General features: G+C 40.4%; 14 protein-coding genes. 7 read left to right on the top strand and 7 right to left on the bottom strand.

Features of this window, described 5'->3' with window-relative positions:
- Positions 1-10: 10 nt before the first annotated feature.
- Together cmoA and GM418_RS23605 are read right to left on the bottom strand one after the other, a co-directional pair.
- The gene (cmoA, locus tag GM418_RS23610) at positions 11-733 is read right to left on the bottom strand and encodes a carboxy-S-adenosyl-L-methionine synthase CmoA (RefSeq protein WP_158869663.1); all 723 of its coding nucleotides are present in this window, start codon (positions 731-733) and stop codon (positions 11-13) included.
- Between the two features lie 583 nt (positions 734-1,316).
- Positions 1,317-1,784 carry a GbsR/MarR family transcriptional regulator gene (locus GM418_RS23605; protein ID WP_158869662.1) on the bottom strand — a complete coding sequence of 156 codons (468 nt, stop codon included), beginning with the start codon at positions 1,782-1,784 and terminating at the stop codon, positions 1,317-1,319.
- A gap of 443 nt (positions 1,785-2,227) precedes the next feature.
- Between GM418_RS23605 and GM418_RS23600 the strand changes: the two genes are divergently transcribed.
- The 6 genes from GM418_RS23600 to GM418_RS23575 all read left to right on the top strand — a co-directional run bounded on the left by GM418_RS23600 (position 2,228) and on the right by GM418_RS23575 (position 17,582).
- Complete coding sequence (locus tag GM418_RS23600) at positions 2,228-2,917, top strand: LuxR C-terminal-related transcriptional regulator (RefSeq protein WP_217447580.1); 690 nt, start codon at positions 2,228-2,230, stop codon at positions 2,915-2,917.
- A 149-nt stretch (positions 2,918-3,066) separates the two neighbouring features.
- Complete coding sequence (locus GM418_RS23595; RefSeq protein ID WP_158869661.1) at positions 3,067-8,535, top strand: hypothetical protein; 5,469 nt, start codon at positions 3,067-3,069, stop codon at positions 8,533-8,535.
- Positions 8,536-8,546: 11 nt separating this feature from the next.
- Positions 8,547-12,884, top strand: coding sequence for a hypothetical protein (locus GM418_RS23590; protein WP_158869660.1), 4,338 nt, complete (start codon positions 8,547-8,549; stop codon positions 12,882-12,884).
- A gap of 411 nt (positions 12,885-13,295) precedes the next feature.
- Positions 13,296-15,242 carry a tetratricopeptide repeat protein gene (locus GM418_RS23585; RefSeq protein ID WP_158869659.1) on the top strand — a complete coding sequence of 649 codons (1,947 nt, stop codon included), beginning with the start codon at positions 13,296-13,298 and terminating at the stop codon, positions 15,240-15,242.
- Between the two features lie 224 nt (positions 15,243-15,466).
- Entirely contained in the window at positions 15,467-17,101 is a 1,635-nt protein-coding gene (locus tag GM418_RS23580; RefSeq protein WP_158869658.1) for a hypothetical protein, read from the top strand.
- A gap of 10 nt (positions 17,102-17,111) precedes the next feature.
- The gene (locus GM418_RS23575; protein WP_158869657.1) at positions 17,112-17,582 is read left to right on the top strand and encodes a T9SS type A sorting domain-containing protein; all 471 of its coding nucleotides are present in this window, start codon (positions 17,112-17,114) and stop codon (positions 17,580-17,582) included.
- Positions 17,583-17,942: 360 nt separating this feature from the next.
- Here the strand turns inward: GM418_RS23575 and GM418_RS23570 are convergent, their stop codons facing one another.
- Positions 17,943-19,037, bottom strand: coding sequence for an alkene reductase (locus GM418_RS23570; protein ID WP_158869656.1), 1,095 nt, complete (start codon positions 19,035-19,037; stop codon positions 17,943-17,945).
- A 45-nt stretch (positions 19,038-19,082) separates the two neighbouring features.
- On the bottom strand, positions 19,083-19,670 hold the full coding sequence (locus GM418_RS23565; RefSeq protein WP_158869655.1) for a TetR/AcrR family transcriptional regulator: 588 nt from the start codon (positions 19,668-19,670) through the stop codon (positions 19,083-19,085).
- A 466-nt stretch (positions 19,671-20,136) separates the two neighbouring features.
- Here GM418_RS23565 and GM418_RS23560 point away from each other — a divergent pair, with 466 nt between their 5' ends.
- The gene (locus tag GM418_RS23560) at positions 20,137-20,718 is read left to right on the top strand and encodes a helix-turn-helix transcriptional regulator (RefSeq protein WP_158869654.1); all 582 of its coding nucleotides are present in this window, start codon (positions 20,137-20,139) and stop codon (positions 20,716-20,718) included.
- A gap of 513 nt (positions 20,719-21,231) precedes the next feature.
- Here GM418_RS23560 and GM418_RS23555 read toward each other — a convergent pair.
- The 3 genes from GM418_RS23555 to GM418_RS23545 form a co-directional block, all read right to left on the bottom strand.
- Complete coding sequence (locus GM418_RS23555; RefSeq protein WP_158869653.1) at positions 21,232-22,791, bottom strand: alpha-L-fucosidase; 1,560 nt, start codon at positions 22,789-22,791, stop codon at positions 21,232-21,234.
- A gap of 116 nt (positions 22,792-22,907) precedes the next feature.
- Positions 22,908-23,924, bottom strand: a complete 1,017-nt coding sequence (locus GM418_RS23550) for a zinc-binding alcohol dehydrogenase family protein (RefSeq protein WP_158869652.1) — start codon at positions 23,922-23,924, stop codon at positions 22,908-22,910.
- Between the two features lie 146 nt (positions 23,925-24,070).
- Entirely contained in the window at positions 24,071-25,114 is a 1,044-nt protein-coding gene (locus tag GM418_RS23545) for an aldo/keto reductase (RefSeq protein WP_158869651.1), read from the bottom strand.
- Between the last annotated feature and the right edge of the window lie 200 nt (positions 25,115-25,314).

The following is a 25,314-nucleotide window of genomic DNA, read 5'->3' as shown; positions in this document are numbered from 1 at the left end:
ATTATATTTTCTATTTTAATGCAACGAATCCTGAAAAATTATACCATTTAAAAAACGTCTCAACAGACTGAAATCCAATCTCCTCCAACGTTTCGATATTTTCGGAAGGTTTATACGGAATTAATACATTTTCCAATGCTTCACGTTTTTGAGCAATTTCCATTTCATTATAATTGTTACGACGTTTATAATCGTAATAATATTTTATAAACTGGCGATTAAACGTTTGACTTTCGCCCAAAACCTTCTCAAAAAGTATCACACATCCTCCGGGATTTAACTGCTCATAAACAGCTTGTAAAAGTTTTGTTCGTTTTGGTGGTCGTACAAATTGCAGTGTTAAACAAAGGACTACCACCGAAGCATTGTCGATATGAATTCCGGTATTGAGATCGGCTTCGATTAAATCAAACTTCCGTTGTATTCCCGATGACACCAGGTTTGACTCACACCGGGCAAGCATTTCCGCAGATGAATCAATTCCCACAAAACCAATGGCTGGCTCCAGAACCGTATCCAAATTAAGAAATGTTGTACCTGTTGAGCACCCTAAGTCATAAACATTGGTGTTTGGTTTTGCATAATCTTTGGTAAGTTCGGCAATCATACGTTGAGCTTCCAGATAAAAAGGAACTGAACGTACAACCATATCATCAAATACTTTAGTAACTTTTTCATCAAAAGTAAAGTCAGTGGATTTGTCCAATTTGGTTTTAAAAATGTTATCTTTCATTGCTTTTCTGTTTTTTAATTCGGGCGCTCCGCTGAAGGTGCACACCGGTAGAAATAAAATTGTCTATCTTTTCAATGTGTTTTCTTTGCTTTTAGTATTGCGGGAATAATTACAGAAAATAAGCGGAAGGAGAGGAATTTTTACAACATCGAACATGTCTTTCCTCCTGTAAAACCGGCTGTCTCTAATTTTCCCAAAATCTGTAAGCTACTCTCCCTACTATACCAATAGAAATATCAAGTCAATCATTGTCGGGCTGAACTAAAAAGCGCAGGATTTACCAAGGCTATCAAAAACCATCACGCCTTTCTCTTCCTATTCGCCGAAAAAACAATCAGGACAAACTTGTATTTTTTAGGTATAACACTTTCTCTTTGCTGTGCTTTTATCTATACATATCTAATTGTTACCTTTCTTTCCAAACACTCTTTAATAACTGTTACGAAGTAAAATATTCCCGTTTGTTCCCTTAACCGAAATAAAAAACCTCTGCAAAATTCAAATCTCCAATCGTATTATAAATTTGTTTTCTCCAATAAAAACCAGTTTGTTCGAAATTAATCGAACCAATTAAATAAAAAAATTAATGCTCTTTACTATATTCTGTTTTTAGTTTACGCATATTCTTGATAAAAAAATGAATTCCCTCCTTTACATTCCGCAAAAACTTAGCATTCCTGGAATCAGGATTCTTCTTTAATTCCAGCACCTGCTCAATAGTATCGAGCTGTAATTTCATTTTCTTTTCAATGCCGTCAATCATTTCATTTATGTCTCCCGAAACAAAACGAAAGTAACGTTTACGGTCTCCCGGATAAGTAACATATTCGATAACACCGCGAATTTCAAGATTCTTTAGTGCAGTGCTGGCAGAGCTTTTACTGATTTTCATTTCCTGAACAATTTCATCAAAAGTATATTCTTCTTTATCCATAACCATTAACAGCCCCATAATGCGAGCTGTTACAGGCTGAAAACCATCTTTTTCGTGCATTCTTCCTATAGATTCAACCAACTCCTTTTGCTTTTGTAATCTTTCCGGCTCTTCCATTTGACCTTTTTGCCAAAAGTAACAAAGTTTTTTTAGTTCGCAACAAGAAGAACTAAATTAAAACACTTTACATTGAAAATGGCAGGTTTAAAAATTACGCATGAAATTATAGAGAACAATATATATTTGATAGAAAGAAGACGGAAGTCAGAACCAGTTAAATTTTTCTTTGGTCGTCCAACTTCTGACCTTTTCGTCTTTATAAAATGTAAAGAAACGAAAGTATCCGCCACTAAATTGCATGGGCTTAACCTTCAATCAAAGTAATAAACAAAACTATTTTTCTTTAAAATCAAATAAATTCAAACCGCCTCCTATTGAAAACCGACCTTGCAAAAAGAGTATTTTTTAGCAGGCGATAAAAAAACATACACAGAAAATTTTTCAATATGAACTTTTTAAAAAATTGAAGGTTTACCTTTTATTACAAAGACTTGTTTGTCATGTCAGCAAATCAGAAACCTACAACCAGCATTAAGGCAAAAAATGACAGCCTCATAAAAACTTTTCTAAAACAAATTTCGTCATGTTGCAAAGAAGAAAACAACCTGATGATAAGTGTATTTGATTTACAAAAAAATAAATTTCTGTATGGAAATGATTCTTTTCAAAACATTTTGGGATATAAAGCTAAAGAAATCATAAAGGGAGGATGGGAATTCTGGTATAATAAAATCAGTACATCTGAAGTTGGAAATATAAAGAACAAAATTGACTTATGGAATCAGAAAATAATTTCAGAAATACACCCAAAAGCACTCTCCTTTACTTATCACATAAAAGATGTTTACAATAAGTGGCACTGGATCAATCATGAGCTTTCTTTCCACCAAATCAAAAAAAATCTCATTGTTCTCAATTACCTTCACGATATTTCTCAAAAGGAACGAATCGAATATTTTTTAGGGATAAAAAAACAAGCTCCTTTAGGGAATAATGATATTACTATCTCCAAAAGGGAAAAAGAAGTGTTATTGCTTATATCGGAGGGGCTTTCATCGAAACAAATTGCAGACGAACTGTACATAAGTAATCACACCGCAATTGCCCACAGAAAAAATCTGATTGAAAAATTTAATGTTAAAAATACAGCACAGTTGATTAAAGAAGCATCAAAATCGATATTGATGTAGCATTTATTTATCCAACTTTTCGGAAAATACCCAAAAATGGGAATTGCTTTTTACGATTACCAATCGTAACTTGTACAGTGTAAATCAGTATAAGGCGGACGACTTGCTGCTTTACTTTCGTTTAAAAGCAACCATTAAATTCACGAAGTATGGAAACCCAACAAATTTCTACAACCCTAAAAGGGCTTATTGGGCATTTAAAAATTGAAAGTGCAGAAGATCAAAAAAAATTAAATCAGCTAAAAACATCGTTGTCGAAATCGGTGATTGAGAAAGATCAATCCATGCCGCGACAAAAAGAATTCTCGATTGAAAAGTCCGATTTATTCTCCGATGACACGATTTCCGATATTCAAAAAAAATCAATCAGCAACATCATTAAAACCCGGACAAAAACCAAATTTGAAGCCAGTTACAAAGTTTTCCGAAGAGAAGTTCCCGTGAGGGAGCAGTTGTTATACAATTCAGTGGCGGATTGGGCTGCGGGCTCCAAAGTAGATCACAGTATCGGGCCGTTGACCGGACCTGATGGCCGCCAGTTCTGGTATGATTTCTACCCGATTGAAAAGCTTGTCACTTTATACATGAAAGGAGTAGCCGACCCTATTCTTTTGTTCAAGATAAAACAAAACACAAGGTTGACAACTGCCAGCCCAAATGTTCGTGTTCGGGCAAGTCTTACCAGAACATATACGCTTGTTAAAGGCAGTATTTGGATCAATACAAAGTTTTTGGCTCCCAATGCCCCGGCAGGTACTTACACCGGCCTAACCATTTCCGGTGGAAAAATAACCTTAAGTCAGGCGCCTCAAACTATCAATAATAAACTTACTGTTGCCTCAAGTACGAATGTAAACGTTTTGCTGGATTTGGAGCAGCCACAGGATGCTGATGCAGATGCAAACAGTCCTTATGGAAAAGATGCAAGAAATGCTCAACTGCAATTGCCCGAAACACTTCAGTTTCATTTCTCAGGAAATGGAAGGACCATTGATAGCGTGGGTGATGCATCATGGAATTTGTATGGACAAAAAATGACATTTAAATGGATTGCCAATCAGCAAACCGTTTACGACACGAGTTTACAGCGCATTTTTTTCCCATTTAAACCCTCGGGACAAAATATTACCATCAAACAAAATCAATCCGATTTTCATTTTTTAGACCTAAATAAAAAGGCAGCTATCCAAAAAAGCGGTTGGGTTTTACCGGTTGCCACCATTGATGTATCGCAACCGACCGCAGCAGCCGGTATTGGCGAAATGTTTGTGCGGTGCAAAGAAGGACTTTCCAATAAATGGGTTGGGTTAAAAGGAGGTAGCTTTGCTTTAAACGAACCTGGTTTTTTGGTTGGCCCGGGTCAAATTATGATTGCAGATCTTGCTGCAGGAAATCCGCATGCCAGCCAACTCTTAAAACTCTGGAAGGAAGATTCAAATCAAACAGAAACTTCGGTAAATCTCAGCTTTTCTGGCAGTGCACCGTTCTTTTACGTAAGTAATGGTAACGGCAATGAATTGCTAATGACCTATTCCAATGCCGACTTTCGGATCGATCGTCCTGTAAAAGTAAACGGAGAACCACCACTGGTCCGTTCACTGGATTCGCTGTTAATCATTGCCGCGGGTACAAACAACAGGCTGGTTTATTTGTATGATAATAATCTTATTCTTGATGATGCACAGTTAAACAATCAGGATCCTGTTATTCCTGAACAAATGGCGCTGGCTTTGACCAATGCGTTGTTTAAAGTTACGCAACCCAATGGTTGTCTGCTTTTTGGAAACCTGGGTGAAGATTTTGACAAGGTTGAAAAGGGTTTCCTTTTCCTCACTTTTGGGCTTCTGGCCTATATCCCCACTTTGCCCGATCCTTATGCAGCTAATCTGGGAGTGCTTCAACGACAAATACGTGGAACAACCAAAGGCATAACGGGTGCAGTTTCGGGTAGCCAGCAAATAAACGCATGGCTTGTTTGTCGCACAGCCTGGTCTGTTTCGTCTGATGAAAATAAAATGGATGACGTTTTTGTTTCTTTTCACTTTGCTTCTCTTAACAATCAGTTTGGAGATATCTCTTTGGATCCACCAAAAACAGATGAACCTTCAAATCCAGAACCGGAATCTCCTGTGGCGCCTGTTGGGAATATCAATATTAAAGCGGTGAAGGTTTCCGGTATCATTTCAAAAACCGACACCCCTGTGTCCCGGCTTTCCGGACTTAACTTATCCAACACACTAAGCGGGACACGGAAACTTACCTCTACTTTTAAAAATGTGACCAGCGACAGAGGTTTGACTGAAATCGATGCAGCAGCATCGGAATCCGCTGTAGCTCTACCCAAAAGACTGCCCGATTACGAGGAAGAATGGGATAAAGACACACTGCGGTACAGACGTGATTTATTTGCCTTACTGGATGTAAGTACCAATGCCGACTTGTTTGGAATTAGTTTCGACCTTCTTATGCGAAAAGATTTTCGGGTAACTACGGGCACAAATGCTGCAACCGGTGAAACGGTATCCAGCTTTTTTCCTGTTCAGGTTGATGGAATGGACGTAGTAAGTGCAGGCGCAAATGTGAAAGCATTCACCGTTCCGCAAATATCATGGGAACCTGTGTTTAATCTCTCACCTCCTGCCCCGCCTCCTGACGGTCCTGTTCCCGGTGATCCGGCCGGTGGCTTTAACTACTATCCAAACGATGGAGGACCAACCCGTATTTTGAACAACAGCGGTGAAAAAGTAACACTGGCACCTCTGCCGGTAACCAGTTTTTTAGTTAACAAGCGTGATACAGAAAGTGATTTTAAAGCCTTTTCTTTTTTCACCCTTCCTTTTGGAATGAAATCAGTCGCTCTTTTAAGCGAAAAATATGTGTACAACAATGTCCCGCGGGATGGCGGCGACTTAAACAAATTAAAGGTATCTTTCGATAACGAGATACATTCCGGTCTTCAACTAAAAATGGATGCCGGAATACCGCTGCGTGAAGGCGACAGCAAAATGTTTATGGGAACTACGGTTCAAATCAATAACATTCTTGATTTTGCAGGAAACGAAACCGGAAACAGTACACTTGGTGGCAGTGTCACAAGTATTTTTAACCGCGAGTTTTTTTACGACACCAATTATCCGTTTGAATTGTTTAAACAACGTGGCGTCCCTGTAACGCGCATGGATTTAAGTGGTTACGGCGCAAGTATGTTTAGTAACTGGCTAAATACAAAAGCAGCCATTGCCGAAACGAGCCAGGCCAAATTTGATGTGTTTGTTGGCCGCTGTTCTCACGAGATAATTCAGGTAAAAAGTATCTTGTATCCCTGGGCCATAAAAGTGGTGCGAACCATCACGCTTTTCCGTGTAAACAGTGGTTATGTATATCGTTTCGACAGCGGATGGAGAGCTGAAAGCGACGGTAAATTTGATTTCAGATATTTTACCTATGAAAACAATCCCAATTTCCCGGGAGGCACACCTGAAAATCCGGAGCCGCAACTTATTTCGAAAGAACAGTTTGCTGAATTTGAAATTCATCCCGGGCTTGTAAAAGCATTATATAACATAAGCAACATTATTGAAACCAATGAAGTAGAGCCTTTTAATGAAAATGTGACATTCGACAAATCGGTTGACCAGCTAGGTGTGGAAATAAATACACCCAAAAATTACGACATCGAACTTCAACCGGTTTATTTTGATGCCGACGTTGACGTGGAAGGCGTGGTGTCGGGAATGGTCACAAAACCGACCTCCGACGGTGATAAAAAAGTTGTACCATCCAAAAGAATTTTGGGTTTTGTTCAGCTTGGCCCGAAGGGATTTCCGCTTAATAATACTGCTTTGCGTCTCCTGATAACCCGTCAGGGTACTATTGGCGGCTCTATCGATTGTGAAGTCAACCTGGTGGACAGCACTCAAAAGATGCGTTTAAGTCGTTTTGATTTTAATAATTCTTTTGCAGGCAATGGTACAGACCCGACATTCTGTGTGGCAGGAAGAGGGAATGTATTGTTACCCAAAGAAGGAAGCTGGAGCATGGTGAAACATGAAAGAGCAAACGGAGATGTCAGCCCGGTACCGGAAAATTTAAGTATTCCTGTGATTCGAGAAGGGAAAATTGTAAAAAATGGAAATACGGTTAAAATTGATCCGGCCACACCAGTCACAAAAGTCTTAACTCGAATGGCTGAACCAGCAGAGCTACTTCGCCAACCTGTGAGCAATACCATAAATTACGGACTTTTACAAAGTACCGACACCCAGAAAGCGTTATTCCTGACACCTTCTTTTAAAAAGAATACAAAAAAATTACTCAGTAAAACGCCTCCTCTTTTTGTTGACGCTTTTCGTATTGTCAACACCAAAGGAATATTCCCAAATATTGGTGAAGCAGAAAATTTTGCCGGAGATGTTTTGGGAGAAGCCATCCTGATGAAAAAGGGAGGAAATTTCCCGTTTAACATCAGCAATCTGCAAGATCTTGGGAAAGACGTTTTTGAATTAATGGATATCCAGGATACCATTAACAATGTCAAACAACAGGGACTTCAGTTATTGCATAATCCGGAAGACGCGTTTGATTTACCCACCGAGTTTGAATTAATTGACGTTGGCGACGGAAACTTCAGAATTTATATTGAATACGACAAAAAAGATAAAAACGGAAATGTTGAACAATCAGGAGAGTTGGATTTTGATATTAACTCCGTAGCCGAGAGCTGGAAAGGTAAAATGAACAATATCGGTCTGGTAATTGACCTGGCCGGAATAAAAAGGCTGATGACAATCCGGGGCAACTGGGATTCGGAAAACGGAAAAGAAGCAACTTACCCGAAACCGGATTTGGAGTTTGCTCCCGAACTGGATCCATTGGTTGACCTGCTGGAAATTTTACAGAGTCTTCAGGAAGGCGATTATGGCGAAGCTGTACAGAATGGATTAAAACTGGCCATGAGTAATAAAGCCGGTAGCTGGGAATACAAATTTGAAGCCTCAAAGGAAATACCTGTTATACGTTTTCCTGTTCCTGATGCTGTGTACAACGATCCCAATACACCTTTCAAACTTGAGGCAGGGTTAAAAATAGGAGCATACTTTAATGCTGCGCTAAAAGTAACTACCGATGCCAATGAACTGTTGCCCAGTGCAGGCGGGGTTTTAGGTTTTTATGCCCGTTTATCAGTTATGTGTGTTTCGGTTTCGGCAGCTACAGTTTATGCCATCGGTCAGGCAAATGTTGATATTGCGGCAGATACCAAAATTGGCCCGTCGCTTCGGATGAAGTTTGGATTTGGCGCACAAATCGTAGTGGGTCTTCCGGTTGCAGGTAATGTAAGTATATTGTTTGTAGTTGGCGCCGAAATTTTTATTGCCTCGGGCATCGTGCAGGTTTCAGCTTTTATGTTATTTGAAGGACATGCAGAAATTTTAGGCGGTATTGTTTCCATTACCATACGGATTGAAGCCAAAGGTACCTATTCCAAAAAGGCTCTCGGTAGCGGTGGTTCCAGAACAGACCTTCAGTGTCAAGTCACTTTCGGACTCGACATCAGCATTGCATTTATCATTAACATTAGTTTCACAGAATCCTGGCAGGAGCAACGTCAGATAGCCTAAAAACAACAATTATGAATCCAAATCAAAGATTATCAATAATGACATTTCCGCAATTTTTTGACGGGAATGAACTTCAGGTAAATATAGTGGTCATCCCGCGCGACCACAATCCGCTTAACCCGATTATTGTCGGGGAAGAGCCACAGATTCCGGATGCTACAGCAGCGTTCGCCGATGCGAACTTTTCTTTCGGAGCTCAGCTAATACAGGGTTTTGGAGTTAATCCCTTACCCCAACCCAAGCCGCTCAGCGAAGCAATTCAGTTAACAACAACTTCGCCCGGAAATCCGCGGGAAATATTTGAAGCAATGGCAAATCCAAATCACCTGCAAATCTTTAATCTTGGCATGGTGAATTCCAATATTAACCTGCAAAATATTCCGGCTGAACGACAATTTCAAAAAGCAAGACCGGCGCAGGTTAGTGTATATAAACACATCCCAAAATCGTTTCTGAGAGCTACAGGAAATAAACCTGTCGGAAACAAAAACGCATTTACCGGCGATCAGTATCACTGTGCGGTAAAAGCCGCAAAGTTTTATGAAGGTTTTAAAAGAAGCAGCAATATCATAAGCTGGGGAAAAGTATTTGCACACATCCTGAGACAACCCCTGTTAGCCAGAGCCGCCGGATTTATATATTCTGCCAGTATTCCCGTTGAAGCGGATACTTTCCCTGATGGTGGCTTTTTGTACATCGATCTGGCCGGGGGAAGTTCTTTTAGTCCTCAGCAGGCAGCTGATGATACATTTATTAAAAAATATGCCGCCCGAATTCCGGCTTTAACTCCGGGTGAACCACGACATGTATTTGCATCGTTGCTGTATCCGGTTGTAAACGTTCACGACGGAAATTACGACAAACTGTTTATTGAAACGGCAGAGTTTGATGACGGATTTGCTAAAATTGTACACTGTCATCAACCACCACACCGCGATCCTTTGGTTGAGGAAGCCGACGGCTCCTACCCGGTAAAAGACACGGGTATTAACCTGGGATGGAACGACGTACAAATTCTTAACTGGTATATGCGTCAGTTAAGCATCGATCCATCGGTGGCAAGTCCTGAAAAAAGACTGGATGCCCCGATTGGAGTAAACGGTTATGTTATTGATGTACGCGAAATGGCAGAAGCCGGCGACCCGGAAAATGCATGGGAATCATTAAATTGGGTTGACAGTAAACAACCGCTTACTTTATCAAAGAACCCCAATATAAATAATGATTTTATCCAGTTAGACAGTTTTCACGGTAATCTGCCTTACCAGGTTTATCCCCAGCAGTTGGACGGCACAGAGCAGGTTACCGGGGTAATGCAGCCTTACTGGCTTCCGATGTATTTCGCCAACTGGAACGGGCATAGTATGGTTTTACCTGATAACGACGCAGCCACAGTATATCAGACCACCAATCCAAATCTGGATGCTGACCCTGAAGGCCAGCCAGCAACAGATAAAGACGGAAATCCGGCAACTACCGGAACGGGTGTGTCCGGAGCTGCAAAAAACAACCTCAACCAATTATACAATCCGGGGCCAATTAGTGCTCAGCTTCGTTACGGAAGGACTTTCCAGTTCAGAATTCGCATGCAGGATCTCAGCGGAGGTACTCCGGCCATTGATCTGAATCCGGTGAATGAGTCTCCATCTGATATTGCCACTTGTTTGTTTAAAAGGTACATCGCTCCCATTCAGCCACGAATACAGGAGATAGAAGTCGTTCCAACGGCACAACCCGGTGAGTTGCATCCGGTCATAGGCACTGATGGTCCGTCGGAATTAAATGAACTAAACATCAGAAGACCCAAACTCGGGTATCCGGCTGTTGTATACACCGATAAATACAACGACCCGATCCAGCGTCTGCTAAACCAGTCAAATATGAGTCTGGATGTCGACAATGCCAACCATAGCCACAATGCAGAACACCGGGTTGGTTTGGGAATTGCCGACCCGGATGTTAACCAGGTGGAAATCACTGTTGAAATAGAAACCTTAAAACTCGATAAACTAAGCAGCGTAAACGGAAAAGATGATTACGTACATTTATACACTACGCGGCGATTTTTCCCGGATATCGATGGCAACGATGATAATTATGAGGCGACTTTAAATATTCCTATTGAATACAAGGATATTGAAGGACCTGACAAAGTATTAAATGTGGGCGCTGAAATTAATCTGGTACAGGATTTAGGCCTAACGGATGATATTGATAATCTTCCTCAACTGGTCCTACCTACAGCCCGAACCGTTCGTCTTACAATTCGTGCAGTTTGTGAAGACAAAGCCGATGATAACGACACCAGCGCATACTACGGCGTCATTGATGCAGCAGACAAAACAATGGATGTTAGATATGGAGAACCATTTAGCGTGGAATTATACAAACCATCGACCGATGAGACCGGATTGCTGGCGCTTACTCCGGGAGTACCGAATGTACAGGCCTTGTATATGCGACCGGACACTTCTACTGTTTTTGATGGCCGGTTAACTACTTTGTTTTTTGGAAGTGAGAATGTGACTCAAAATACCAATGTAAAACAACTGGCGGATCAACTGAATCTGGAAAGCAGTGGTCTGACCCTCAACGCCCCCAAAGGAAAACGTGTTGTATTTGGGTGTTCAAGTCGTATACGTCACACATTAGCTCCGGATGGATCGTCAATTACATTTGCATCAAAGTCTGATTTATTTAACCACTGGGTTTGCTGTATTAATTTTGAATTAGACAGAGACTGGATGTGGAATGCACTTGAAACAGATAGTTTTATTGTTAAACGGACAAAAGGTTTTACCCACGATAATCAACCCGAAGAAGAGGATGCTGAAATCGGACGTATAAAAATGATACGGACAGCCTCCTTTGAATCGCTGGATAATCCGCAACGAAATTCCACGCAAATTGTATTTATTGACGCGGTGGAACCCAAGAAAGATCCGCAGGCAACAAATCCATTTCCTGATACCATCGATGTTGCTTACACGCTTGAACCCAGATTTAAAGCAGATCATGCTGCAGAACGGGATGAACCTGTAGCTGTGGAAATGACCTTGCCAATTACGACTCCGCCGGCCCAGGTTCCCAAAATTGTTTCAGCCGGATTTGCACTTTCTCCTTATGTACGTGATGAAAAATATCAGAACTCCGAATCACGTAAACGTTTTCTCTGGATTGAATTTGCTGATCCGGTAGACGATCCTCAGGATACGTATTTTGGCCGGGTTCTGGTCAATTCACCCGACCAGTTGATAAGTAATAATCGTCCTTCGCTTTTTGTTGGTCAGCAGGAACCGCCCTTACCCATTGATCCGGAGCTGATACGTATTATTTCTCCTTCATCATCCAATGATCTGGCAGGATTGAATGCCATGCAAGCGATGGTTAAAAGTACATCAAGTGATAAACATTATATTCTGCCCTTACCTCCGGGATTACATGCAAACAGCGATGAGATGTTTGGATTTTTCACCTACGAATTCAGGGTTGGACATTTTGAACGGCCTGCAGTCGCTCCTGGTCAGGAACCGGAAAAAGTGTGGACAACAGCCCAGGGGCGTTTTGGCAGAAGACTGAAATCGCAGGGCATTCAACACCCAGCTCCGGCACTCACATGTATGCCCAACCGCGACAAAGACAAACTTTGGGTAACGGCTCCCTATGCCGTGGCTGTTCATAAAGGGAAAAACGTAACTGCCGATCCGCCAAGAACTGAATTATGGGCATTGTTGTACGCACAGGTAAAGCAGGCAGACAACAACGATTACCGGAACATTCTGCTGGATGACCGTCCGCTTGACTGGAGAATTCAGGTGGAAAATGAAAAAGATGAAAATACTCTTCAAAAGTATAGCAAGGAGGAACTTCAATTACTCAGTAAGATAACCTTAAAAACGCAAAAAGGTCAAACTTCTGTTGCGCCGGTCAACAACGTCATTAAACTTGTTGATTTTACCAGAAAAAACAAAAGCTCTACGAAGTACGGAACTACAGTCTGGACAAATAAGGAAGTTACACAGTTTCTTTCCATTTTTGGATTGCCAAAAGATGCTTCGCTAAGTGTGGTTGTGGTTGAAACGCTGCCACAAATCAATAACATCTTTGAACACATTTCAGGATTAAACCAGCCACAGGTTGCCCAAACAACAGCAAACCTGTTAAGCGAAGAACAGAAAGCAACATTCAGTCGTGAATTTACAAAAAGGTTTAGCGCACGTTCAGCAACATTCACTGCTGTTGATGTTCAGCAAAAACCGAGTCCGGTGAGTGATGAATTGGGACACCACCGTATTTTGCGAACATCCCGGCTAACGAAAGTACCTGATGTTTGCTGCACCGATTGCTGAGATAAAAATACAATTCCGATTCTGTTTATTTTTATATAAATGGAATCGGAATATCCGACCGGGTGACCTTACATTTTCTCAAACAATTCAAAAACCTTTAACCAAAGGACAGGGGCGAGTTAAGTTATTCTTTCGTTGAAAAAAGGCTACGTGATAACAAAAACATCCCGTAAAGGTCAGAGTATAGGTATAAACCTATTCTGCGGTGGATGTGTGGAAGATTGCTGCAAGCAAGGAAAAACTTTAATAAAACACAACCTTAGCTTGTTTTTATGTTAACGTATTGATTTATGCCCTCAATCAACCAGCCGGAATTCTATTTGTGTCTCACTACTAAAACTAACATCTGTTCAGTTAAAGTATTGGCTTCTATTGAACATTTTCATAACTTGCGGGTAAAACCATTTATGAATGACGCTGTCTCTTAGATTTTTTCTGATTCTCTGCTGTATTGCAGTAACCTACATTAGCCGTGCCAACCCTGAAAATCCGGAAAAAAATGCTGGTCAGGGGAATGAACAGACTAAAACAAATGCAGACAATAAAAACGTGGCAAACTGGATTGATAGTCTGAACAACCGGGTCATCAACAATTCAATAAATATATATGATCCTGACAAATTTTTAAAAAGTATCATCAAAGACACCAGTCGTCTGTTGACGTATTGGGAATACAGCAAAGCCAACAAAAATTCCGAAGCTGAATCATTTGTACTCAATATGTTGGGTAAAAACAAACTCAATAATAGTGATTATTCAAAAGCCATACAATATCATCAAAAGGCTTTTGACGCGGCTTTGAGGTCAAAAAATGATTATCTCGAAGCCTTATCCTTAAATATGATGGGGGTGGTGTACCGCCGAATGTCGGCTGTAAAAACTGCCCTGGAATATTACATGCGTGCACTGAAAACAGCACAGGAAAGTAATAATACCGACGAATACATGCTTAAAAGTATGGCCATATCCAACGAAGGAATTGGCGGCCTTTTCCGCATGTTGGAGCAGTATGAATCAGCAATTGAGTATTACAAAAGCTCTCTCCAATACGAGGAACAGCTTGGCAGTTTGCTGGGGATGGCAATCGACAACCACAATATCGGCAAAACTTACGGATTATTGGGCGATTACGAATCGGCGATATTTTATCATAACAGATCCTTAGAATATAACCAACAGCTGAATTCTGTTTTAGGCAAGGCTATTTGTTACAACAGCCTGGGGAACATCTCGATGCATCAAAATGAATACGATAAGGCTTATAACTTGTTTGTTCCTGCCCTAAAAATGGCAAAACAAGCCGGAGACAGTACTTATATCGTAAACTCCTATACCAATTTGGGATGGTACCACCTAACCCAACATCAAAACGACAGTGCAAATATTTTCTTTCAGTACGCGATTGCCATATCTAAACGTATAGGATATAAAGCTGCTCTTCTAAAAAGCTATAATATGTTGTCGGAACTGGAACAACAAAGGAGCAACTATAAAAAAGCACTAAGCTATTTTATGGAAGCGAATAAATACAAAGACAGTATTGCCAACGATAAAAACCGACAATATATAGCTGACCTTACAATCCTCAATGATATTGAAAATCAAAAACGAAAGATTGAAAAACTGGAATACAAAGACCAGCTGAACAAAAAAAACCAGAAGAACAAAAATATTGTTATCGTTTTACTTGGCCTGGTTGCGCTGATACTTGTTTCCCTTATCTTACAGGGAATTCAAACCAATAAAAAGAACAAGCTTATACACCGCCAGAAAGAAGATATGTTCAAAATGCAATTGGAACTAAAAGTGCTCCAAAACGAACGCTTACTTGCTGAGAACAAACAAAAAGAATCAGAAAAGCAGTTACTAAAATCGGAACTTGAAGCCAACGAGCTTACCCGGCAGAGCGAGATCAAGGCGATGCAAAAAGAAATCGACCATAAAAACAGGGAACTGACGACTGCTGCTGCCTATGCCATCAAAAAAAGCGAAAGTATGCGTGCATTTCTCGACAATATCGACAGACTCAAAGTTCAGCATAATAACTCTGAAACACTCGACAAGTTGCGAAGGGATATCGAAAAACAGATGGACCCGGATTCTGACTGGGACAATTTTAGTCTTTACTTTGAGGAAGTCCATCCAAACTACTTTAGAAATCTGAAAAAGAAACACCCTAACCTTACCAAAAACGAACTACGACTTTGTTCATACCTCATTATGAATCTAAGCAACAAAGAAATTGCCCTGCTTTTATATATCTCAGCCGACACTGTTCAGAAAGCAAAATACCGCCTGAAAAAGAAACTCTTACTATCATCCAACGACAGTTTATTTGATTATTTATTGACAGTCTGATAGCTCATTCTGTCAAGTAAAAAAAACAATAACTTTTACCCGGAGAATCTACCTCAAACAAAAAAGCGCTTCTCCGATGTCCGTTTTTTTGGCGCAAGATGTCCGGCTTTTGTCCCTGTGTCTTTTATAGATAAATATCTATAAAACCCGAAATTTGTACCGACGTTTTTACAGCTAATTCAAAAAGCCTTTTTCAAAACATTAACCTTTAAAATTGTTTAATAATGAAAAAATTTACCTCTTTATTTATTCTGATTTTGATATCGATTTGTACAGTATTCGCACAAGTGCCTTCAGCCTTTAATTACCAGGCAGTTGTTCGAAATTCAACAGGGGAACTGGTCTCCAACCAAAACGTTTCCTTTCGAATTAGTATTTTGGAAGACTCCGAGTCTGGTACCGCAGTCTATTCCGAAACCCATACAGCAACAACCAATAACTTTGGCCTTGTCAGTTTAAAAGTTGGGCAGGGAACTGCAGAAGCAGGCACTTTTACCCCTGACAGCTGGGGAGCAACACCTCATTTTATTAAAATTGAACTGGATGCTGAAGGAGGAAGTGCCTATACGGAAATGGGAAGCTCTCAACTTCTTTCTGTACCTTACGCTTTTCACGCACAAACTGTAGAAGTTGACAATGTAGATGATGCCGATGCTGATGCCACAAATGAACTTCAAACCATTAGTTTAAGCGGAACCCAACTGACATTGTCTGACGGAGGAGGAACAGTCACCCTGCCATCGTCGGGTGGTGGTGACAACTGGGGTACTCAAACCGTTGTGAGTGATGCCAGCTTATCAGGAGATGGAACTACAGCAAGCCCGTTGAGTGTTGATGGCGATTTGACAGACAATCAAACGCTTTCTGTCTCGGGAAATGATCTTTCTATTTCGGGAGGGAACACCGTAACTTTACCTGCCGGCACCTCAAGTCCCTGGACAAGCAGTACCGCAGGAATTAATTATTTTGGAGGGAAAGTTGGTATCAACCACGACCCGGCAGATGACACCGGTTTATTGCAACTTTGGGGATATGGCATAACAAGCCTTGAGGCAGTCAACAGCAGTGCTACTCTTCCAACTATTTTTGCTCAAAACGATGCGGGAACAGCTGCCTATATTGATGGACAACTTGTCATTAAAGACGGGACACAGGGAGACGGGAAAGTGCTAACTTCTGATGCCGACGGAAAAACAACATGGGAAACTCCAACTACAGGAGTATGGTCACAAAATGGGTCAGAAATTTATTTTAACGATCATGTCGGTATTGGAACCACCGATCCAAGCTTCGATTTGGACGTTATTAACACAACCGGTAACGCGGTTGTCAGGATCAGTGCCCCAAACAACAATGGAAATCTTGTAATAGACAGAGCGAATCAAGGGTATACCGCGCGTGTAGATTATAGAAATGTGGATGGTTCGGGCACATTTACCACCGGTATTTACCGTGGATCGCCTAATTTCAGGATTGATGCAACACTAACAGATGAATTGGTGGGGCTTGAAGTAGAAACCGATGGAGATGTTCTGGTTAGCAACGAAGTTCACCAGGAAGATACAGGAGAAGCAAACATGTTACCTTTTGCTTATGGTTATGTTACAAGTGCCGGCAATTTATCATACGGAACATCAAACATTTCGATGGCTTCCAAATTATCCACCGGGCAATATAAAATTGAAATCGATAACCTGGGAAGCGGTTGTGTTATACAGGTTACGGGGTCCGGAGGTTCTTCCTATATCCTGGCAAAATTAATGGGAATAAACACAAGCTACTTTACAGTGTCAACCTGGGATACCAAACTTGACGCATACGCCGATTGCGATTTTTCTTTTGTTGTGTATAAACTATAATTTAGCTGCAATGAAAAATTATATACTAATTATTGCTTTCTGTTTTACAACTATCTCAACTTCCTTTGCGCAGGAGGTAGTTGCCTCTGCGGGAGAAACACAGCAAGCCGGCAGCATAGAGCTTAGCTGGACATTGGGGGAATCTGTGATTGAAACTTTTACTTCCGGAGCAATTCTTACACAGGGCTTCCATCAAAGTAAACTGCTGGTTACGGCCATTGATGAGCCAAGTCTTCTGGTTTCGGAACTAAAAGTATACCCCAATCCAGCGTCAGAATTTGTAATGATACACTTTAATTCGGAAATAAAGGACAAACAATATTCCTTGTTTGATATGACGGGAAAAATGCTCCTGTTAAATTCCATATCAGAAACCGATAGCCGTATTGATGTAAGCAGCCTGGCATCGGGAACTTACCTGCTTCGCATCAGTGCAAAGAAAACCAATAACATACAATCATTTAAAATTGTCAAAAAATAAAAAATTGTGAGCCTTCCCATACTTCATTCCAATGACAATTGTTGGATTTAAACAGGCTCCGGGAGCAATTTACCACCAGGTAGTTTTCAGGCTCAAGAGGCCTGGAACTGCCTGGCATTTAGAATTAAACGCAAACAAGATTTCCTCCGGATTCATCTTCTGCCGTGCACCAGCCTGACACCGCCTCTTAATTTTTTAAAAAATATAAGGAAACGCAGTGGCAATCCTCAAGGAATTGTTTGACTAGATTCAACTTAAATTAAAATCCAAAATTTTGGCGTATTCGGTCATCAAACGAAATCCATCCTTACAAGAGCAAAGAGGTTGTCTGGAAATTCGGCAACCTCTTTATTCAATTTCTCAAGCATTCTGTTTCTGCAAAAAAGGATAATCAGTATATCCCTTTTCTCCTCCCCCATAAAAAGTCGTTCGGTCATATGGATTTAACTCAGCACCTGATTCAATCCGCTGTGGTAAATCAGGATTAGAAATAAAGTTACGTCCAAAAGCAATGGCGTCGGCCCGGTTGTTCTCAAGGTATTCCAAAGCAGTTTCCGACGTAAATCCATCAGCAGCTATGATGGTTCCGGAATACCGATTCCATAATTCCTTTTCTTTTTCGAATACTTTTTGATCCTCAATTTCCGCTGATCTTGCCCGCACGAAATGTAGGTATGCCAGTTGCCTTGAATCGAGCTCTTTTAAAAGATACTCGTAAACCGGTATAGCTTCAGGATCATTAATATCTCCGGAAAAAGTAAACGGAGATAAGCGAATACCCACTTTCCCGGCGCCCCAAATTTCGGCTAATTGATCGATAACTTCCAGGGTGAGTCTGGCCCGGTTTTCAACGGAATCACCATACTCATCTTTCCGATGGTTTGTTTTTCCATGTAAGAACTGATTTAAAAGATAGCCGTTTGCCGAATGCAGCTCTACCCCATCGAAACCTGCAGTTTTAGCATTGACAGCTGCTTGTTTGTAATCCTGAATAGTGGATTTAATTTCACTGGTTTCAAGCGCACGTGGAGTCTCAAAGGGCACCTGTTTCCACTCAGATGTTAATGTATTTCCTTTGGGCCGGATCGCTGATGGCGCAACCGGCAATCCTTCCTCCGGATGAAAAGACGAATGTGATATACGGCCAACATGCCACAGCTGCAAAAAAATGCGGCTACCTTCCTTGTGCACTGTATCCGTTATTTTTTTCCAACCGGCTACTTGTTTCTCTGAATGAATTCCAGGTGTCATCGGATAGCCTTGTCCCAACCTCGAAATTTGACTCGCTTCCGTAATAATTAATCCTGCCGATGAACGTTGACGATAATATTCAACATTCAGATCGGTTGGAACTAAATCGACATCTGCCCGCATGCGTGTTAGCGGCGCCATAACGACTCTGTTTTTCAATATGTAATCTCCTACCGGGAGTGGTGTTAACAGTTTGTTTTTCATTGCCTTATTTTTTTAGACCATTCGGTCTATTAATATTTAAAATTTTTATATACTGAATAATTCGATTTCTTCTTTTATCGATACAATAATCTCATCCACTTGTTTATTGTCATTACTAACCCGACTAATAAGTACGCTACCTTCCAGCATGGCATAAAACTTAAGAGCCACTCTTTTAGCATTCAGCTCAGGGTGAAATTCGCCATTATCAATTCCCGACGTGAGTATGTTCTCAAGGTATTTCTGCGATACCTGAATCACCTGGTGAACTCTTTCTTTGATCTCCGGGTTGGTGTCATCTGATTCAGTTCCAAAGTTGAGCACAGGGCAGCCGCCAAATTCCTCCCTGAATTTACCCTCTTTAAAATGCTCCAGGTAGGCAGACAATTTTTCCCTGGCGCTGGGATACTTGTTCAAAAGCGCCTCCCTTTCATTTGCGTGTTGCCGGGTAAGGTAATTGAAAGCTTCCAGACAAATCTCATCTTTATTCAAAAAATTGCCATACAAACAGCCCTTGGCCAACTGTGTTGCCTCCATAATATCACTGATTGAAGTACCTGCTATTCCCTTGCGGTTAATTATTGGAGCTGCTTTTTCAATGATAAACTGCCGTGTTCGTTCTGCTTTACTCATCACACTCTCAAAAATAGACCAACCGGTTTAAATAAAAGACTTCTTTGCCTGAATATTATATCTATTAACCGTAAATTAACGGGGGAATAAAATGAAATCATAAACATTCCATTCAAATTCTCAAAATAAATTGATTCAGATTGATACGCCTTAACAAGACTATATTCTTTCCGTGTAAAAGAGCTATCCGAAATTAATAATCTTGATTACACCGATACCAATCCTTTATTTACAGTACCCTTTCTGTTGAATCCAATAAAAAAGGAAAAATTGACAACGTGGTTTTATTGAGACCGATCTTCGGTTCGGTTTTTAATAACCTTACTTTGATCATGCAAATTGTTTGTGCATTTTTCTAATATCAATTTTCCGGGTCGTTGCTAAATCTATAAGAAGGTCAAGTTTGTTCTTGTAAACACTTGTAATCTTGTTAGGAGTATCAGCCTCAAAAAGAGAGCCTCTGACAATGGGAACACTAAATGGTAATGCAACAGCGCTTCTCATTTCAAAAGAGCTGGGTATTACCAAAGAAGGAGCCAGAAAACATTTGCTTAACCTCTCCGAGGCAAATCTTGTGGAAGCAACTGTTAAAAGTGAAGGTGTGGGCCGTCCGTCTACATATTATTCGCTTACAGACAAAGGCTTGTCCGGATTTCCTGATACTCATGCCGATATAACGGTTCAGTTATTAAGGTCGGTGAAAAAACTACTGGGAGATAATGCATTGGATCTTCTTATCAGCGACAGAGAAAAAAGTGTGTACGAGCGATATGAAAAAGAATTGGGAAATTCCGAATCGCTTGAGCAAAAACTGAATGTATTGAGCAAAATACGATCACAGGAAGGCTATATGGCAGAGTGGAAAAAGGAAGACAATAGCTATTTTCTCGTTGAGAACCACTGCCCAATTTGTGCCGCAGCAACCGAATGCCAGGGATTTTGCAGATCAGAATTGCAAAACTTTAAAAAGCTAATTGGTCCGGAATACGATATAGAAAGAGTAGAAAATGGAAACCGTTGTATTTATAAAATTAAAAAGTCAGGCTAAGCAATTATTGTTTTTCCCCTTACTCATATTTGTTTTTAATATCGAAATCTTACAATTTTTTTTCTTTAAATTTTTTATAACAAGTTTTTATTATGATATGTGTTATGTTTTGGAAATGCTTTGCAGCTTAAATCCTTTGAACAACAACCAGATTTCCGGCAGAAGTTCAAACGTCGGAGCTGGAACGTTTAAATCAAATATTCTGCAATTATTTCATACTACCTGAAATAATCGCAGAACACCTGTGAGCATTGATAATACAGTGTTTAGAAAGCCTAAAACAGGCATCCATTAAGGGACCAGCTTATCAATAAAGAATAAGTAATATTGAGCATTACACCAGCATCTTTATAAAACCAACAGTAAGTTTGTTGTGTGCTCATTTTATCAATTCACCATAACAATTCCTGAGTTTGCCGTTCTATTAATGCACAAAACTCGCTATTCATTTTCGGAAATCATGATTTACAGAAATTAACAATGCCCCGGAGATGATTTACAAATCGAGTGCGTTTATTTTTCTGCTGTTTTATGCACCCCTGGAATTTCTCCATCAAAATCAAATTTAATCACGTATGCCATTTCATCTTCCTGCTTTGCGGGTAAAACAACACGTAATCCATCCTGTTCCTGGTTGTATTCGAGATTCACCTGTGAAATATGATTTAGCAGGGAAACCGACTGTAGTGAGGCCAAATCGATATTTCCCTGAGCAAGTGATTCAACTGTTACAGTGTTATCTTCAGGCCAGCCAAGTACAATAGCATACAGCGTTTTGTTGTCCTTACTTCGTGTAAATCGAATATCATCCGAAGTTCCTTCTACCGGAGTGGTGAATGTAGCGCCTTCACCATGAGGGTGACCTGATCCCATTTCTGTTGGTCCCTCGCCAAATTTTACCCATGCCCGCGTAGAATAAACTGCTTCTCCATTTTTTTTGAGCCAATTTCCCATAGCCAGAAGAATATCTTTTTGTTTTTGCGGAATGCTGCCATCGGCTTTTGGAGAAATATTCAAGAGCAGGTTTCCGTTTTTACTGATGCGGTCAAATAAACTGTGAAGGACCGCCTTTGCTGAATAGTAAGCAATTCCTTCCGTGTAACACCAGCTGGAACGACTAATGGCATCATCCGTCAGCCAATAGTAATCTTTGAGTTCAAAAGGCCCTCCGCGCTCATAGTCCAAAACAGCAACATCGGTATTCAGAGCATCTTTATAGGTGTTTACAACCTCCTTATTCCATTTATTGGCTGAATTATAATAATAAGCTACAAACTGCAGTAAAACGGAATCAGTAATCTCAGTAAGGTTAAAATCCTGCCAAATTATATCTGGCTGATAATTGTCAATAATTTCCTTGTGTTTTTCCAGCCAAACCTCTTCATTTTTTTCTTTGCCCAATTGCCCATATAATTTTTGAAGTTCCGGATCATCCGTTTTGGGGACATGTTCGTAAAAACCGGTAATATTATAAGCATGATGCATTGAAAGAATCAATTTCATATTTTTTTCACGAATGGCATCAGCCAATACTTTTACAAGGTCCATTTCAGGGCCTTTATCTTTGGCATTCCAGGGATTTACTTTGCTGTCCCACATCGAAAAGCCATCATGGTGTTCGGCAACCGGCCCTGCAAACCTTGCGCCGGCATCGGCAAATAGTTGTGCCCATTCTGCCGGGTCGAATTCTCCACCATCCGATTTTAACTTTGGTGCAAATTCAGCCCAATTGCCCCGTTTGTCCTTTGCTCCCTGAATAAAATAATGATAGGGCCATTCCGATACAGGATCGCCATAAACTTCCTTATGATGCTTATTCTCGCGGGAATTATCACCATACATATTTTTGGGATACCATTCGTTGGCAAAAGCAGGAACAGAATAAACACCCCAATGAAAATAGATACCAAACTTGGCATCTTTAAACCACTCGGGAACAGGATTCACTTTTTCAAGAGATTCCCATGTGGGTTGATAAATATCCGCTGCTTTCTTTTCCTCTTTATTAGAATCGCATCCGGCTAGTAACATCAGCAGAAAAAAAAACGGATAGTAAAACATTTTGTTTTTCATTTTTTTAAGTTTTAGTTATTATACTCTTGTTGTTTGAATCTGCACACTTTGTTTATAATCTATTCCAATTCAGCAATTTCGTTGTTTTTTATCTCATTATCAAAAGAATGGCAGATTTAAAACTGAACGAGAATTTTCATTATTTCACCGGGCGCTTCCGACCAATCTCTCATGGCTCCGGGAGCATCGTTCGGACTTACTGTTTTAGAAACAAAAATATTTTCATCAGGCTGATTATTTTTAAGGTACTTAATTACAGCCTCAAAATCAGAGGAATTTGCGTTTCTTGAACCGGTAATAACCAATTCTTTTTGCACCCACAGCTTCGTTGCAAAAGACACGTCGGTTGCTGCATAGCCAATACATACAACCCGACCGGCAAAAGCAACTTCTTCTATTGCCGCCCGGTATGTTTCCGGATTTCCGGCCGCTTCAATCACAACAGTTGGTCCGTTTTCACGGGTAATTTTTTTCAGTTCCTGATGCAGATTTTGAATTCCTGAATTGATGACATAATCAGCTCCCAATTTCTTAGCTACTTCCAGTTTTACATCATCAATATCTACAGCAATAACAGTTGCTCCCCGAAGCGAAGCCCTTATTATTGCGCCACTTCCAATCATTCCGCAGCCAAATACCAACACCGTATCCAAATCACTAACCTTCCCGTTATCAACCGCATGAAATCCAACAGTTATTGGTTCAACGAGGGCAAGCTGAATTTCACTCAGTTCCGCATCTGCAAGCACTTTCTCCCATGGCACAACTATAAATTCCGTCATTGCTCCGTCACGCTGTACGCCAAGAGTTTGATTATGCAGACATGCATTAAACCGCTTTTGTTTACATGAATTGCACTGGCCACAGTTGGTATAAGGTACCACTGTTACATTCTGACCTTCTTCGAAAGTAGCCGGAACGTTCTCTCCCACTTTTTCAATTACTGCTGATATCTCATGTCCCGGAATTCTTGGATATTGAACCAAAGGATTTTTTCCCAAAAAGGTACTTCTGTCTGAACCGCAAAAACCAACGTACTTCAGTTTTAAAAGAACATCATTTTCTCCCATTTGCGGCATTTCCCGTTCAACCACGCTAATCTCTCCCGGTTTTGTAATCTCTATAGCATTCATTTTTAAACTATGGTATTAAAGCTTAATAAATACCAGGTACTTTTTTATTGAGAACCGAAACACTTTAATAATCAATACGGCCCAACTACCTGATTTACATCCTAAAGAATAATGACGTGAACTAATAACATCCATATTCCTTTTAATCAGAGGTATTTATAGTTCGAATCGATAACAGATTCATTTTTTAGATCCTGCCAGAACTCTGCCGGAAGTTCCATCTTTAAAATTTCCTTATTCCCTGCCATCCTTTTGGGTTTGCTCGGGTTAAGCGCAACGGAGCAAACCTGAGGAGCAGAAAATGAAAACTTTAAACATGCTTCACCGGGTGTAACATTGTGTTTTTCGCAAATGGCAAATAGTTTATCCCTCCAGTCAAACAAATGCTTATCTTCAGGATCCGACCGGTTTACAATTCTATAGTCGAAATATTCGCCACCTGTAATAAAACCGGCATTAAAAATGGCTGAGTTAATAATACACACCGAATCTTTGCCCAATTGTCCGATAAAATCAACAACAGGTTTGGGGTGATGAAACAAGGTAAATTTGTTTGCAAACATAACCCAGTCGAACTTTACTTTCTCATACAGTTCCTTTATCACAAGCCAGTCTTTGGAGCCTATTCCAACCGCTTTTACTTCACCTTTCTCTTTTAGTTCAAATAATGCTTTATAAGCTCCCAGTATATCGTTCAAACGTGCTTCCCTGTCTGCGGCATCTGTTGCCGCTTCAAGATATTCATCCGGATCGTGTACCGATACAATCAGAGGTTTATATCGCCCTCCTAAAAGCTCGCACCCCTGTTCCCAACATTCCAAAATTCCGGAGTAACTGATTTTCTGAACAGCATCGTGTTTCAGATTTGCCCAGGCACCAGGCTCAAATGTTGGCTCTTTGGTAGTTAATGGCACGCGGAACCAACCTAATTTATTGCTAATCAGAATATCATCCGGAGCCACATTTAATTTTCCAAGTCCTTCTCCAATTACTTCCAGCGCAAGCCCCGCGCCATACTTCCCTGCACTGTCAATCATCACTCTGCCATCGCTCACCCGAAACCATTCTTTTATGATTGAAAACTTTTCTTCTTTTGTTAGCTCCCGGTATAAATTTCCCAAATAACTTGTTCCGTAAATTATCCTTGGGCATTGTAAACCTGAATTCCCAAGTTGTTTTGTCTTTTCCATTTTGCTGTTTTTATGTAAAATCCAGTACCGTCGTCATTAGCTTCAAACTATCTGAACCTTTTTAGTGATTTGGCACGAATAAACATTTGATTTTATTTTCATTGTTATGCTTCTACAATATTTTCGAAATTTCATTTCCTGTTAATTTTGAAGTAAATTTCCTATAATTAATTATCTTGTCAAAACACCCAAGTGCCGCT

It is taken from the genome of Maribellus comscasis, assembly GCF_009762775.1.
In the GTDB taxonomy this organism is placed as follows: domain Bacteria; phylum Bacteroidota; class Bacteroidia; order Bacteroidales; family Prolixibacteraceae; genus Draconibacterium; species Draconibacterium comscasis.
Note: the sequence above shows the minus strand (reverse complement) of the source record. Positions and strands in the feature narration are given on the sequence as shown.